General features: G+C 56.3%; 15 protein-coding genes. 3 read left to right on the top strand and 12 right to left on the bottom strand.

All coding sequences use genetic code 11. The features are described from left to right. The first annotated feature begins 34 nt into the window (after positions 1 to 34). The gene (locus FNL37_RS13285; protein WP_159356452.1) at positions 35 to 970 is read left to right on the top strand and encodes a DUF808 domain-containing protein; all 936 of its coding nucleotides are present in this window, start codon (positions 35 to 37) and stop codon (positions 968 to 970) included. A gap of 53 nt (positions 971 to 1,023) precedes the next feature. On the opposite strand, the gene msrB is transcribed toward FNL37_RS13285, so the two are convergent. From msrB to murJ, 6 genes are all read right to left on the bottom strand, one after another. Then, the gene (msrB, locus tag FNL37_RS13280) at positions 1,024 to 1,509 is read right to left on the bottom strand and encodes a peptide-methionine (R)-S-oxide reductase MsrB (RefSeq protein WP_015829414.1); all 486 of its coding nucleotides are present in this window, start codon (positions 1,507 to 1,509) and stop codon (positions 1,024 to 1,026) included. Continuing rightward, positions 1,485 to 2,120, bottom strand: a complete 636-nt coding sequence (locus FNL37_RS13275; RefSeq protein WP_013441353.1) for a sulfite oxidase-like oxidoreductase — start codon at positions 2,118 to 2,120, stop codon at positions 1,485 to 1,487. Before FNL37_RS13275 ends, msrB begins: the two co-directional genes overlap by 25 nt. A gap of 52 nt (positions 2,121 to 2,172) precedes the next feature. Continuing rightward, positions 2,173 to 2,628: a signal peptidase II gene (gene lspA, locus FNL37_RS13270; protein WP_049821862.1), complete on the bottom strand. Its 456-nt coding sequence runs from the start codon at positions 2,626 to 2,628 to the stop codon at positions 2,173 to 2,175. Then, positions 2,621 to 5,428: an isoleucine--tRNA ligase gene (gene ileS, locus FNL37_RS13265; protein ID WP_159356451.1), complete on the bottom strand. Its 2,808-nt coding sequence runs from the start codon at positions 5,426 to 5,428 to the stop codon at positions 2,621 to 2,623. The genes lspA and ileS overlap by 8 nt, the downstream gene beginning before the upstream one ends. Before the next feature lie 73 nt (positions 5,429 to 5,501). Then, positions 5,502 to 6,410 (bottom strand): bifunctional riboflavin kinase/FAD synthetase, encoded by a 909-nt coding sequence (locus FNL37_RS13260; protein WP_159356450.1) that lies wholly within the window; start codon positions 6,408 to 6,410, stop codon positions 5,502 to 5,504. Then, positions 6,410 to 7,948: a murein biosynthesis integral membrane protein MurJ gene (murJ, locus tag FNL37_RS13255; RefSeq protein ID WP_159356449.1), complete on the bottom strand. Its 1,539-nt coding sequence runs from the start codon at positions 7,946 to 7,948 to the stop codon at positions 6,410 to 6,412. Before murJ ends, FNL37_RS13260 begins: the two co-directional genes overlap by 1 nt. 332 nt (positions 7,949 to 8,280) lie before the next feature. Here murJ and rpsT point away from each other — a divergent pair, with 332 nt between their 5' ends. Continuing rightward, entirely contained in the window at positions 8,281 to 8,544 is a 264-nt protein-coding gene (gene rpsT, locus FNL37_RS13250) for a 30S ribosomal protein S20 (protein WP_013441347.1), read from the top strand. 265 nt (positions 8,545 to 8,809) lie between these two features. Here the strand turns inward: rpsT and FNL37_RS13245 are convergent, their stop codons facing one another. From FNL37_RS13245 to rplU, 6 genes are all read right to left on the bottom strand, one after another. Continuing rightward, positions 8,810 to 9,967: a 5-(carboxyamino)imidazole ribonucleotide synthase gene (locus tag FNL37_RS13245; RefSeq protein WP_159356448.1), complete on the bottom strand. Its 1,158-nt coding sequence runs from the start codon at positions 9,965 to 9,967 to the stop codon at positions 8,810 to 8,812. Beyond that, entirely contained in the window at positions 9,964 to 10,464 is a 501-nt protein-coding gene (purE, locus tag FNL37_RS13240; RefSeq protein WP_159356447.1) for a 5-(carboxyamino)imidazole ribonucleotide mutase, read from the bottom strand. The genes FNL37_RS13245 and purE overlap by 4 nt, the downstream gene beginning before the upstream one ends. A gap of 11 nt (positions 10,465 to 10,475) precedes the next feature. After that, positions 10,476 to 11,594, bottom strand: a complete 1,119-nt coding sequence (gene proB, locus FNL37_RS13235; RefSeq protein WP_013441344.1) for a glutamate 5-kinase — start codon at positions 11,592 to 11,594, stop codon at positions 10,476 to 10,478. Beyond that, positions 11,575 to 12,627, bottom strand: coding sequence for an Obg family GTPase CgtA (gene cgtA, locus FNL37_RS13230; RefSeq protein WP_013441343.1), 1,053 nt, complete (start codon positions 12,625 to 12,627; stop codon positions 11,575 to 11,577). The genes proB and cgtA overlap by 20 nt, the downstream gene beginning before the upstream one ends. Before the next feature lie 126 nt (positions 12,628 to 12,753). Then, complete coding sequence (gene rpmA, locus FNL37_RS13225) at positions 12,754 to 13,011, bottom strand: 50S ribosomal protein L27 (RefSeq protein WP_013441342.1); 258 nt, start codon at positions 13,009 to 13,011, stop codon at positions 12,754 to 12,756. A gap of 34 nt (positions 13,012 to 13,045) precedes the next feature. Continuing rightward, positions 13,046 to 13,360: a 50S ribosomal protein L21 gene (gene rplU / locus FNL37_RS13220; RefSeq protein WP_013441341.1), complete on the bottom strand. Its 315-nt coding sequence runs from the start codon at positions 13,358 to 13,360 to the stop codon at positions 13,046 to 13,048. A gap of 213 nt (positions 13,361 to 13,573) precedes the next feature. Between rplU and ispB the strand changes: the two genes are divergently transcribed. Beyond that, positions 13,574 to 14,542: an octaprenyl diphosphate synthase gene (gene ispB / locus FNL37_RS13215; RefSeq protein ID WP_159356446.1), complete on the top strand. Its 969-nt coding sequence runs from the start codon at positions 13,574 to 13,576 to the stop codon at positions 14,540 to 14,542. Positions 14,543 to 14,646: the final 104 nt, after the last annotated feature.

Here is a 14,646-nt window from a genome sequence, read left to right as displayed (position 1 = left end):
CACTGGCGGATCCATTGATACACAGGACAACATTATGGCCGGTAGCAGCTTGCTCACCCTGATCGACGACATTGCCACCATCCTGGATGACGTTTCCGTCATGACCAAGGTAGCTGCCAAGAAAACCGCCGGGGTACTGGGCGATGACCTGGCGCTCAATGCCCAGCAGGTGGCCGGAGTAAAAGCTGACCGCGAACTGCCCGTGGTGTGGGCCGTGGCCAAGGGCTCCTTCATCAACAAGCTGATACTGGTGCCGACGGCGTTGTTGATCAGCGCATTTTTGCCCTGGGCCATCACGCCCCTGCTCATGCTGGGGGGCGCATTTTTGTGTTTTGAAGGCTTTGAAAAAATCGCGCACAAATACCTGCACGGTGCTGAAGAAAAAACCCGACACGCTGCACAAGCACAGGCACTGAGCGACCCCGCTGTTGATATGGTGAGTTTTGAACGCGACAAGATCAAGGGTGCGGTGCGTACCGACTTTATCCTGTCGGCAGAGATCATTGTCATCACGCTGGGGACAGTGGCTGGAACCACTCTTGCCAAGCAAATCTCGGTGCTCACCGGCATCGCGGTCATCATGACAGTCGGCGTGTATGGTCTGGTGGCGGGTATCGTCAAACTGGATGATGGCGGGCTTTATCTGGCACAGCGTCGTGGAGCGTCGTTATGGGCCGCATTCAGCCGCAGCCTGGGTCGCTTGCTGTTGGCAGGGGCGCCATGGCTGATGCGCACACTTTCCGTGGTGGGTACCGCGGCGATGTTCATGGTGGGCGGTGGCATACTGGCGCATGGCTTACCCTGGCTGCATCACCTCGCGGCAGATGTGCAAAGCACGGTCAGTGCCAGTGCAGGCAATGCGGTTGCCTTGCTGGCGACGATTGCACTGGATGCCCTGACCGGCATCGTGGCAGGCGGATTGATCGTGCTGGTGGTGACTATTATTCAGCGGCTGATACGCCGCAAGTAATCTGCGTGAAGGCGGCAGGTCTTATGAAAACCACGAACAGGACTGAGGAATGCTCAGCCCTGAACGGGTTGCAAAGGCTCGAAGCTTAGCGAAGCAGAGTTGATGCAATAGCGCAGCCCGGTAGGCTTGGGGCCATCGGGAAACACATGTCCGAGATGCGCATCGCAGACATTGCACAGCACCTCGGTGCGTATCATGCCATGGCTGATGTCGCGCTTCTCACGCACGTTGGCCGGGTCTAGTGGCTCAAAATAGCTGGGCCACCCACAGCCCGCATCAAACTTGGTATCCGAAGCAAACAACGGCGTACCACAGCACACACAGCGATACACTCCGGGCTCAAAGCGAAACGCATATTCACCGGTGCCAGGACGCTCGGTAGCGGCTTTGCGGGTGACTTCATATTGCAATGGCGTCAGCTGGGCGCGCCATTCTTCATCGGTTTTGATGACAGTTGCCATGATGTTCTCCTCACGATCAGCCTGACGTTTTGCCATCAGGGTTTCGATCAGTTTTAACCGAAGCGCTGTTCGAGCCATGGGTCCGCCTCGTTGTGATATCCACGCACTTCCCAGAAACCGGGACGGTCTTCCGCATGCAGTTCAATAGCCTTCAGCCATTTGGGGCTCTTCCAGGCATAGCGTTTGGGCACGACCAATCGCACCGGCCCGCCATGCTCAATACTCAGCGGCTGACCAAACACGCTGTGGGCAATGATCACATCATCATCCAGCAGGGCTTCCAGCGGCAGGTTGGTGGTGTAGCCATCGTAGCAATGCAAGGTCACAAAGCCAGCCTCAGGCAAGGGGCCAGCGCGCAGCAACAGTTCGCTGGCTGATATACCAGCCCATTCCATATCCAGTTGCGACCAGCGGGTAACGCAGTGAAAGTCCGATACGTCTTCTATCTGCGGCATGGCCTGATAGGCAGCCCAATCCAGCGTGATGTCATGCTGCACCAGGCCAAAAACGCGCAATGACCACTCATTCAAGGGAATATCAGGCTGGATGCCCAGATCAAGCACGGGGAAATTCCTGACCTCGGTCTGCCCGGCAGGAATGCGCGCGTTGGCGCTGACCTTGCCCGGCTTTTGCAAGCCGCGCTTGGCGACGGCGACTTTGGCAGCAATGAGTTTTTCCCAATCCGGCATGTGATGGCTCCTGTGGACTAGCCCGCCCGGGGCCGTCGGTTAGAAAAGAGGGTCAGGACTTCTTTTTGAAGCTGTCCAGAATCAACAGGGCGACGCCCACGCAGATCGCCGAATCGGCCACATTAAACGCGGGCCAATAGAAACTCTGGTAATGGAAGAACAGGAAATCCACCACATAGCCCAGCGTCAGTCGGTCATACAGGTTGCCCAGCGCCCCGCCTAATACTAGGGCCAGCGCAAAACAGAAAAGTTTCTGTGTGGGATGGCGGCGCAGCATGAACAGGATAATGCCCGATGCAATCAGGGCAATCGCGCTGAAAAACACACGCTGCCAGCCGCCCGCCTGGCTGAGGAAGCTGAATGCCGCGCCTTCGTTGTGGTACCGCACCAGATCAAAAAACGAGGTAATCGGCAGATGCTCGCCATAAGCAAATGCCTTGACCACCAGATGCTTGGTGTAGAGATCGAGCGCAATGACCGCCGCGCTAAGCGCCAGCCATTTACGCATGCTGACGCGGCTCACCGGCACCAAACAGATTGCTGACGCAGCGGCCGCAGAGGGTCGGATGCTCAGCATGCGCGCCGACATCAGCGCGGTAATGCCAGCAACGATCGCACTTGGCATACGCGCTTGGCGCTACCTGAATTTCAACGGGGCCGCCTTGACGCAGATGCAAGGTCGCGCGCGAGGTGATCAGCACAAAACGCAAATCATCGCCCAGGCGGGCCAGCGAGGCATGCACGGCACCATCGGCATAAATATCCAGCTCAGACTGCAGCGAGGAGCCTACCAGGCCAGCAGCGCGCTTTTCTTCAATCGCCTTGTTGGCCAGTGAACGCACCTGTGTGATGTCTCCCCAGGCACGGATATCCTCATCGCTCATGCCATGCGCAGGCAGCGTGTACCACTCTTCCTCAAACACGCTATCGTCCGCGCTCAAGCCCAGCGTCTGCCAGATTTCATCGGCGGTAAAGCTGAGGATAGGCGCCATCAGGCGCATCAGCCCGTGCGTGATATGGTAGAGCGCGCTCTGCGCGGCGCGGCGTGCATGCGAACTGGCGCCGGTGGTGTAGAGACGATCCTTCAGGATATCCAGATAGAAACCGCCCAGGTCTTCTGAGCAGAAGCCGACAAATTTCTGCACCGCGAGGTGGAACTCATACTTGTCGTAATCCTTGACGATGGATTCCTGTAGTTGCGTGGTCAGCACCAGCGCGTAGCGGTCGATTTCCAGCCATTGATCCACGGGCAGCAAATCCTTGCTGGCATCAAAGTCAGCCAGATTTGCCAGCAGGAAGCGCAAGGTATTGCGAATGCGACGATAGCCTTCGGCCACGCGCTTCAGGATTTCATCGGAGATGGTCAGCTCGCCGGAGTAATCGGTGGAAGCCACCCACAGACGCAGGATATCGGCGCCATAGGTGTCCATCACCTTTTGCGGCGCGACGACATTGCCCTTGGATTTGCTCATCTTGTGACCAGCGCCATCCACGACAAAACCATGTGTCAGCAAGGCGTTATACGGCGCGCGGCCATCGATGGCACACCCCGTCAGCAGGCTGGACTGGAACCAGCCGCGATGCTGGTCCGAGCCTTCCAGATACAGATCAGCCGGGCTACGCAGCTCTTCACGCCGCTTCAGCACGGCCGCATGCGTGGCGCCAGAATCAAACCAGACGTCCAGGGTATCGGTGACTTTTTTGTATTGCCCGGCATTGTCCGGCGCATGCTGGGCGAGGAAAGCAGCGCCATCCAGCGAGAACCAGGCTTCGACGCCCTGTTGTTCCACTTGCAGCGCGACGGTTTCCAGCAGGCGCATGGTGTCAGGATGCAGTTCGCCGGTTTCCTTGTGCACGAACAGAGGCATGGGCACGCCCCAGTTGCGCTGACGCGACACGCACCAGTCCGGACGATTCTTGATCATGGCTTCCAGGCGCGCACGACCCCATGTCGGGAAGAACTCGGTGGCATCGACCGCCTGATTGGCATGTTCACGCAGGCTGGTGCCGCTCTTGTCCTGGGCATTCATGCCGATAAACCATTGGTGCGTCGCCAGTTGCATCAGCGGCGTCTTGTGGCGCCAGCAATGCGGGAAGCTGTGATTCAGTCGGGCGCTGGCAAACAGCACGCCGTTTTCCTGCAACTTGGCGAGGATGACCTTGTTGGCTTCCTGACGAGTGAGGCCGCGAATGGCCTCCAATTCCACCAAGTCACTAGTGAAGAATTTGCCATCGCCACCGATAAGCACCAATGGCTTTTCGTTAGGGTAATGGGCGCGCATCACCAGCCAGTCGTCGTTACCATGGGCAGCTGCCGTATGCACGAGGCCGGTACCAGCATCAGTGGTGACATGCTCCCCCGTGATCACCGGCACCTGGCGATTATCGAAAGGGTGCTGCAGCATGAAGCCCATCAGGCTTGAGCCTTTGCAACTGCCCAGCGTAGTCGCGTCTTCTTCGCCATAACGCTTGAGCGTAGCCTCAGCCAGGGCATGCGCTAACACCACAAGGCCCTTGCTGGTGCGGATCACATCATAGTCCAGCTCCGGATGCACGCTCACTGCCTGATTGGCAGGCAGGGTCCAGGGGGTTGTCGTCCAGATGACGGCATACACCTCACCGTCCAATGGCGTATCAAAAACGGCACTCAGCGCAGCGTTGTCAACAAAGCGAAACCCCACATCAATGGCTGGCGAATTGACATCCTCGTACTCCACTTCGGCTTCGGCCAACGCAGAGCCGCAGTCCACACACCAGTGCACGGGCTTGCTGCCCTGATACAGGTAACCATTCTGATAGATCTCGCCCAAGGCGCGCATGATGTCGGCCTCGGTTTTGAAATCCATGGTCAGGTAAGGATGATCCCAATCGCCCAGCACGCCCAGACGGATGAAATCCTTCTTCTGGCGCTCGATCTGTTCCTTGGCATATTCGCGGCATAACTCGCGGAAACGGGCAGGATCAATATTCTTGCCGTGCTGTTTTTCCACCATCAGCTCGATAGGCAGGCCGTGGCAATCCCAGCCCGGCACATAGGGCGCATCAAAACCGCTCAGGGTCTTGGATTTGACGATGATGTCCTTCAGGATTTTGTTGACGGCATGACCGATATGAATATCCCCGTTGGCATAAGGCGGGCCATCATGCAGGATGAATTTCTGCTTGCCCTGACGTGCCTTGCGGATGCGCTGGTAAAGTTTTTTATCCTGCCAGGCTTTCAGCCAGCCTGGCTCACGCTTGGCGAGATCGCCACGCATGGGGAAGCTGGTTTCCGGCAAGTTAAGCGGGTATTTGGTTTCGTCGGTCATGAACGCGTATCTTTAAGTTGAGCCGTATGGTTTGCAAAAGTGAAACGGTATTATAAAAAATCAGGCACCCTGATCAGCCACCCTGGCTTGCAAAAAAGGTGCGGGCCTGGGCACTATCCAGCGCTATTTGCAGCTTGAGCGCATCCAGCCCGGGGAACTTCATTTCATCACGCAGCTTTTTCAGAAAGCTGACATGGACATGGCGGTCGTAAAGGTCGCCGCTGTAATCCAGCAAATGGACCTCAAGACTCAGGCGCGGGGTTCCGGCAATGGTCGGGCGCACGCCAAGATTGGCCACACCCGGCAAACCATCCAATTTTACCGCATATACCCCGGTCAGTGCAGGCCGTTCGTGCCGCATGTGTATGTTTGCAGTGGGAAATCCCAGCTGGCGCCCCAATTTGCGACCATGTACCACCTTGCCGCTGATGCTGTAGTAACGTCCCAGCAAGGCACTCGCCAGGGGCAAGTCGCCGTCATGCAGCGCCTGACGCACGCGCGTGCTGGAAATGCGATCGCCATCCAGTTGAATCTCTGGCACGCTTTCCAGTGCAAAGCCGGCCTGGCGCAGATCGTCCAGCCCACCCTGGCGCCGCGCACCAAAGCGGAAGTCATCGCCCACCAGTATGGCTTCGGCATTCAATTGCCCACGCAGAATATCCTGCATGAAGGCAGAAGCCTCCAGCGCGGCGAAGCGCTGATTGAAATGGCAAACATAGACATCTGCCACACCGGCCTCGATAAAGTGTTCGAGCTTCTCCCGCAGCGAAGTCAGGCGCGCTGGCGCTTGTAAAGGCGTAAAAAATTCACGCGGATGTGGCTCAAAGGTCATCACCACAGGTTGCAAACCTCGCGCCGCCGCCACTTGCACCAGCTGGCGCAACAAGGCCTGATGGCCAAGGTGTACGCCATCAAAATTGCCTATCGCCAGCGCTGCCGGGGGGCGCTCTCCGCTTGCAGGAAAATGTCGGAATACCCGCATCAGATAGCCACCCGCCGCATGAAGTCCTTGGGCCGTATGCCCATCAGCCAGAGCGCAGCAAAATAAGAAACCGCCCCCAACGCTACCAGCATAGTCACGGAAGTCAGCTTGGCCAGCAACTTGAGGTGCATCCAGTGCTGGTTGTCGCCCATGGCGACATACAACACGCCGCCCATCACGGAAACCGCGACCAGCAGCTTGAACATGAACATCCACCAGCCAGCTTGCGGCTTGTAGATATTGGCTCGGCGCAAGTAAAAATAGAGCAGCCCGGCATTCAGGCAAGCGCCCAGCCCAATGGCCAGTGCCAGCCCGGCATGCTTGAATGGACCGATGAACAGCAGATTCATCGCCTGCGTCGCCAGCAGGGTAAAAATGGCGATCTTCACTGGGGTTTTAATGTCCTGCCGCGAGTAAAACGCAGGCGCCAGCACCTTGACCAGAATCAGGCCAAGCAGCCCCAGGCTGTATGCCATCAAGGCCTGCCGTGTCATCCATACATCCTGTTCGGAAAACGCGCCATAGTGGAACAGGCTCGCCACCAGCGGCACGGCAATCACCGCCAATGCCACCGCCGCGGGCAAAGCCAGAATAAACGTCAGGCGTAGCCCCCAGTCGAGCAATTGCGAGTATTCGCCATCGGCCTTGTCAGCAAAGCTTTTGGACAGGCTGGGCAGCAGGATGGTCCCCAGCGCAACGCCAAGAATGCCGGTCGGAAACTCCATCAGGCGATCTGCGTAATATAGCCAGGAGACACTGCCAGTCTGCAGAAAGGAAGCGAAGATGGTGTTGATGAGCAAGGAAATCTGTGCGATCGACACACCAAACACCGCCGGGCCCATCAAACGCAAAATACGCCAGACTCCCTCGTCACCCAACCCGAGTCGTATTCGGGGCAGGAGACCGATCTGGCGCAAGTATGGCACTTGATACACCAGCTGCAACACACCGCCAGCAAATACCGCCCACCCCAGTACCATGACGGGGGGATCAAAGTAAGGCGCAAAAAACAGCGCGGCCACAATGAAGGTGATATTGAGCCAGACTGGCGTAAAGGCAGGTACGGAAAACTTGCTATAGGTATTCAGCACGCCGCCCGCCAGCGAGACCAGCGAGATAAAGAAGATATACGGAAACGTCACGCGCAATAGCGCCACGGTCATGGCGAATTTATCCGGCTCGGATTCAAAGCCGGGTGCACTGATATACACCACCCAGGGCGCTGCCAGCATGCCCAATATCGTCACGATGATAAGGGCCAGCCCGAGCAAGGTGGCGACATGATCCACCAGAAGACGGGTTTCTTCGTGGCCGCGCCGGTTTTTGTATTCGGCCAGCACAGGCACAAACGCCTGCGAAAACGCGCCCTCGGCAAACAGGCGACGCAACAGATTGGGGATTTTGAAGGCAACAAAAAAAGCGTCGGTGTATATACCTGCGCCAAATACACGAGCAATCAGCGTATCGCGCACAAAACCGAGGATGCGCGAGACAAAGGTCATGCTGCCGACAGTAGCCAGAGCTTTTAAGAGGTTCATTACGCCAGTATTTTCAATTAATATTCTGCCACCGCCGTGGGTTGGCGCGGAGCCATCTATAAAATGCGCGTGGCCTGCGAAGCCACTCTTTAAGTCCAACACCTGCAAAATCACTCATGGACATCGGGGTCTAAACCAAGGCGCAAACCCGGCAATGAATGCATCGGCACACCGATAGCAGCAGCATACCTAACGCCATGAATACAAGCGCATGATTTTAGCATGCCCACATGGCAAGCCTAAAGCGCAACATGCGCGAGACAACTTGCACGATGGCAAAAAAACGGCTAATATGCTCGGCTTCGAATTTACAAACTTGATTAGGATTATCCATGGCTAATAGCGCACAGGCGAGAAAACGTGCCCGTCAGGCAGTTAAGCAACGCGCCCACAACGCCAGCTTACGTTCCACTTTGCGCACCGCGATCAAAAAGATCATCAAAGCGGTTGAAGCAGGTGACAAAGCTGCCGCACAAACTGCTTACATCGAAAATGTAAGCGTGATTGATCGTATCGCGGACAAGAATATCATCCATAAGAACAAGGCCGCTCGCCATAAGAGCCGCCTGTCTGCCTCTATCAAGGCCATGGCATAGTATTCAAGCTACATAGCTGCAAGCAAAAAAGCCGAACAGATGTTCGGCTTTTTTATTGGGTGTTAGCGCCCGAACCCCACACTCAGATCACCCGCCATCCTTTTCAATGGCGCCAATCCAATACACCCGCATTCGACTTCAGGATATTCTGCGAGCAACGAAGCCCGAAACGATCTCAAAAAAACAAGCGCAACAAAACAAATGAGGGTGCAAACTTCGCACCCTCACATCGACCAACTTCCTTAATAAAATCCCTTGTGGTGCGTTACTCGCCAATCCCCAGAGCCTCACGGGCTTGCATGGCTAAACCATAAGCATTATCCGCATTCGCATCCACCACCGTAAAATGGCCCATCTTGCGACCAGCACGGGGCTCATGTTTGCCATACAAATGCAGCTTGAGGGCTGGCACGGCAAACGCAGCCGCCCAATCCGGCTCGCCATCGTGCCAGATATTGCCCAGGATATTCACCATGACAGACGGGCTATGCAAACGCGCATCGCCCAAGGCGTGTCCGGTCAGCACTCGCACTTGCTGTTCAAACTGGTTGGTCACGCAGCCATCCAGCGTGTAGTGCCCGGAATTATGCGGCCGCGGAGCAATTTCATTCACCAGAATCTGGTCGCCACATACAAAAAACTCTACACCCAGCACGCCAACGTATTCCAGCTTCTGTGCCAGTTCAATCGCCAGCGCCGTGGCCTTTTCACGCAAGGCATCACTACAGCGCGCAGGGGCAATGCTGATATCCAGAATGCCATTCAGATGGCTGTTTTCTGCTACCGGGAAGGTAGCCACATGCCCATGCACATCCCGCGCCAGCACCACGGAAACTTCAAGATCCAGCGCCAGCATTTTCTCCAGCACGCAGGTTTCGCCACCAAACTGCTCAAACGCCGCTTCAGCTTCCTCGCGCCCACTCACGCGGGCCTGGCCTTTGCCGTCATAGCCAAATCGCGCCACTTTCAGAATCGCCGGGTAAATCGCGGCATCCACCGCATTAAAATCAGCAGCGGATTCAATCACATGGAAGGGCGCCACTGGCAAGCCAGCATCGCGTATGAAGTTTTTTTCCTTGACGCGATGCTGCGCTGTGGCAACTGCAGCGGCGGCAGGACGCACAATGCGGGTCTGCTCAAAAAACTCCAGCGTTTCGGCCGGGACATTTTCAAATTCGGTGGTAATCGCAACACAGCTTTGCGCCATGGACTCAAGCGCTTCACGATCATCGTAAGCCGCACATAAATGCACATCTGCAATTTTGCCTGCGGGGCTGTTCAGATCAGGGTCAAGCACGGTCACGCGGTAACCCATTTCATGTGCAGCAATCACAAAAAAACGGCCCAGTTGGCCGCCACCCAGCATGCCGAGCATGGCAGGCGGCAAAATCTTGGAAGAAAGTTCAGCTAATTTCACGCTCAAGGTTGCTCCGATAATTGCATGGCAAATACTTTGTCGGCCTGGGCCGCACGGAATTCATTTAATTTGGTAGCCAGCGCAGCATCCTGTGTCGCCAGCATGGCGATGGCAAACAAGCCAGCGTTTGCCGCCCCGGCTTCGCCAATGGCGAAGGTGGCCACGGGGATACCTTTGGGCATCTGCACGATCGATAACAGGGAGTCTTGCCCCTGCAAATGCTTGGAAGGTACAGGTACGCCCAGAACAGGCAGTATGGTCTTGGCAGCGACCATGCCAGGCAAGTGAGCAGCACCACCAGCACCGGCGATGATTATCTTGAAGCCACGCCCAGCGGCCTGCTCGGCAAACTCGAACATCAGGTCCGGAGTACGATGAGCCGACACCACGCGGGCTTCATATGCGACGCCAAAATCAGCCAGCATTTGCGCTGCGAGCCGCATGACGGGCCAATCGCTATCAGACCCCATGATGATGGCGACTTGCGCCTGTGTTGTAGACATGGAAGCTACCTTTACAAAAGAATAAGATTATCGCGGTGAATCAGCTCGGCTTCATCCACATAGCCCAGTATCTGGGCGATATCCGCGCTGGGCTTGCGCAGGATGCGCGAGGTTTCACTGGCACTGTAGTTTACGAGGCCACGGGCAATTTCCTGCCCCCGCTGATCAAAACAGGCCACTGCCTCTCCGCGCTCAAAACTGCCCTCGACCGAAAGCACGCCTATTGGCAGCAAACTTTTGCCATCTTCGCGTAGCGCTTTCACGGCGCCATCATCCATGATGACCTTGCCGGAAAGGCGCAGATGATCTGCCAGCCATTGTTTTTTAGCCATCAATTTCACCTGGCCTGCTTGCAGGTGTGTCCCCACCGCTTCACCCGCGGCCAGTCGCACCAGCACCTGCGGTTCACGGCCTGAGGCGATCACGGTATGGGCTCCACTGCGTGCCGCACGCTTGGCCGCCAGTATCTTGGTCAGCATGCCACCAGTACCGACACTGCTGCCCGCCCCGCCTGCCATGGCTTCCAGTTCGGGAGCACCCGCCACCGCGTGGTTAATGAATTGGGCATCGGGATTTTTGCGTGGGTCAGCCGAGTACAAACCTTGCTGATCGGTAAGAATAACCAGCGCATCCGCTTCAATCAGATTGGCCACCAGCGCGCCCAGGGTGTCGTTATCCCCAAAGCGGATTTCGTCGGTGACGACCGTATCGTTTTCATTGATGATGGGGATGACACCGAGATCAAGCAGGGTACGCAATGTGCTGCGCGCATTCAGGTAACGCTTGCGGTCTGCCAGATCATCATGCGTCAGCAGCACTTGGGCGGTGTGCAGACCGTGTTTGCTGAAGCAACTTTCGTACATCTGCACCAGCCCCATTTGACCAACAGCCGCGGCGGCCTGCAACTCATTTACGGCCTTGGGCCGTTTTTTCCAGCCCAGCCGCTGCATGCCTTCGGCAACCGCCCCACTGGAAACCAGCACCACTTGCCGAGACTGCTTTACCAGATGCGAAATCTGGTCCGCCCAGGCGGCAATCGCCTGCCGATCCAGTCCCTCACCATTATTGGTGACCAGACTTGAACCTACCTTGACGACAATGCAATCAGCCTCAAGCAGCAGGGAGTCCATCTTGATCCTCTTGCGCATGCTCACCCGCGCGTACAGATTCGATATGTTCCATGATGGCGTAGGTCAGCTCTTTGCAACCGATGCCTGCCAGCGCCGAAATGGCGAACACACGGCCTTCCCAGCCATAATCGCGCACAAAGGCGGCGACAACCTCGGCACTGTCAGACAGCATGTCGACCTTGTTCAGCACCAGCCAGCGTGGCTTTTGATAAAGGGACTCGTCGTATTTGCGCAGCTCTTCCACAATCGCACGGGCTTCTTTGACTGGATCAACCGACTCATCAAAGGGCGCAATGTCGACAAGATGCAGCAACAAGCGCGTGCGTGCCAGATGCCGCAGGAATTGGTGACCAAGGCCAGCCCCTTCGGCTGCGCCTTCTATCAGCCCGGGAATATCGGCAATGACAAAACTGCGATTGGTATCCACGCGTACCACGCCAAGATTGGGATGCAGCGTGGTGAAAGGATAATCCGCTACTTTGGGTTTGGCTGCAGAGACCGAGCGAATAAACGTCGACTTGCCTGCATTTGGCATGCCGAGCAAGCCGACATCAGCCAGGACCTTCAGCTCGAAATAAAGCTCAAACTCTTCGCCAGGCTCCCCCTTGGTACATTGACGGGGAGAACGATTAACACTGGATTTGAAATGAATATTGCCCAGGCCGCCATTACCGCCTTTAGCCAGCAAAGCCTGCTGACCATGCTCGGCGAGGTCGATCAGCACTTGCTCGGTGGCTTTGTTGCTGATCACCGTGCCCACGGGCACACGCAGTATCAGGTCTTCACCACCTGCACCGTACTGATCCGAACCGCGACCATTTTCACCACGCTGGGCGCGGAAGGTTCGCGTGTATCGATAATCCACCAGGGTATTGATGTTGCGGTCAGCGACCGCATAGATGGAGCCACCACGACCGCCATCGCCGCCATTGGGACCGCCCATGGGCTCGTACTTTTCGCGCCGGAAGGTGGCTACGCCATTACCGCCGTCGCCGGCGTAGACCTTGATGGTTGCTTCATCTATGAATTTCATGTTTTCCAGTCAATCTCAATATCGACAAGCGCGGCTTATTATAGCAAGCCGTTTTTTCCGACATGCACGCCTGAAATAAAAAAGCCCTATCTGTGCGATAGGGCTTTTACCAACCTGTGCTGCGAATTAAGCAGGGATGATGCTGACCAGCTTGCGACGCAGAGCGCCCTTAACTGAGAAAGCAACCTTGCCATCCACCTTGGCAAACAGGGTGTGATCCTTGCCCATGCCAACATTGTCACCAGCGTGCATGCGGGTGCCACGTTGACGAACAATAATGCTGCCAGCAGAAACCAATTGGTCGCCGAAGGCTTTCACGCCCAGTCGCTGGGCCTGCGAGTCGCGGCCGTTACGGGAACTACCGCCTGCTTTTTTGTGTGCCATGTTTTATTCCTTATCTCAAGTAACTGCAGCCGAATTACTTGGCAGCAATGTTTTCGATCTGGATTTCAGTGAAATCCTGACGATGACCCTGGGTCTTGCGATAGTGCTTACGACGACGCATCTTGAAGATCAAGACCTTGTCAGCACGACCGTGTGCGACCACCTTGGCCTTGACAGTGGCACCAGCGATGACAGGAGCACCGATAGTAACGTTGTCGCCGTCAGCAACCATTAATACTTGGTCAATGGTGATGTCGCTACCGACTTCGCCCACCAACTTCTCAACCTTAAGTTTGTCGCCGGCTGCTACACGGTACTGCTTACCGCCGGTCTTGATGACTGCATACATGATCTAGCCTCGTTCGCTACGCATTCAAATGAATCGAGCATTATACGGAAAATTGGACGTTTAGCAAATCTTAATGCGCTTTTCCGCAAACAATTCGCCATAACGCCGACATTATGCCGCAGACGTTGCGCAAGGCCAACAAGCACGGGACAAGCGCTGTATATGCCCATACCCTATATGTTAAAATGCCGCATCTAATTCTGGCTGATACTCGTGTCCCTCGCTTTTATACAATCCTGCATCGCTCAAGACATGCAAGCAGTCGACGCGGTGATTCGCAAATCCCTTCACTCCGATGTTGTTCTGATCAACCAGGTTGCCGAGTACATCATCAATGGTGGCGGCAAGCGCCTGCGGCCTGCGCTGGTGCTTCTGTCCGCCGGCGCGTTTGGCGAGGTAAATGCGCGCCATCACGAGCTCGCCGCTGTTGTGGAGTTCATCCACACCGCCACCTTGCTGCACGACGATGTCGTCGATGAATCCGCCATGCGCCGTGGGCGCGCCACGGCCAACACCTTGTTCGGCAATGCAGCCAGCGTACTGGTGGGCGACTTCATCTACTCACGCGCCTTTCAGATGATGGTCGGCGTTGAAAGCATGCGTGTAATGGAAGTGCTGGCCGAAGCCACCAACATCATCGCCGAAGGCGAAGTATTGCAACTGCTGAACGTACACGATGCCGACATCACCGATGAGGCCTATCTCAAAGTCATCCATTACAAAACGGCCAAGCTGTTTGAGGCCGCCACCCGCCTGGGCGCGATTATCTGCGCAGCCTCGGAACAGGATGAACAGGCGATGGCGGAATACGGCATGCGACTCGGCACCGCGTTTCAGCTGATTGATGACGTATTGGATTTCAGCGGCGACAGCCAGGAAATTGGCAAAAATCTGGGTGACGACTTGGCAGAAGGCAAACCAACCCTGCCTCTGCTGATCGCCATGCGTCTGGGCACTACCGCACAAGCCCAGACCATACGCAAAGCGATTGAAGAGGGCGGTCTGGATGAACTCCCTGCTGTCATGCAAGCCGTGCACGAGACTGGCGCGCTTGATCAGGTGCGCGCGATTGCGCGGCAAGAGGCCAAGGCCGGGTGCGACGCGATTCAGCATCTGCCGGACTCTCCTTCACGCCAGGCACTGCTAAAACTGGCCGAATTTGCAGTGGACCGCACATTTTAAGCAGTCGCAGAACGCGTGCACCAACAAAAACGCCACCAACCCGCTAAGGGTGGTGGCGTTTTTTCAACACAATGAAGCAGGTGCCAGGATGCGCAAGGCATCCT

Origin of the sequence: Methylovorus glucosotrophus, assembly GCF_009858335.1 — a bacterium.
Lineage (GTDB): Bacteria > Pseudomonadota > Gammaproteobacteria > Burkholderiales > Methylophilaceae > Methylovorus > Methylovorus glucosotrophus.
This window is presented reverse-complemented; position numbering and strand designations above follow the sequence as displayed.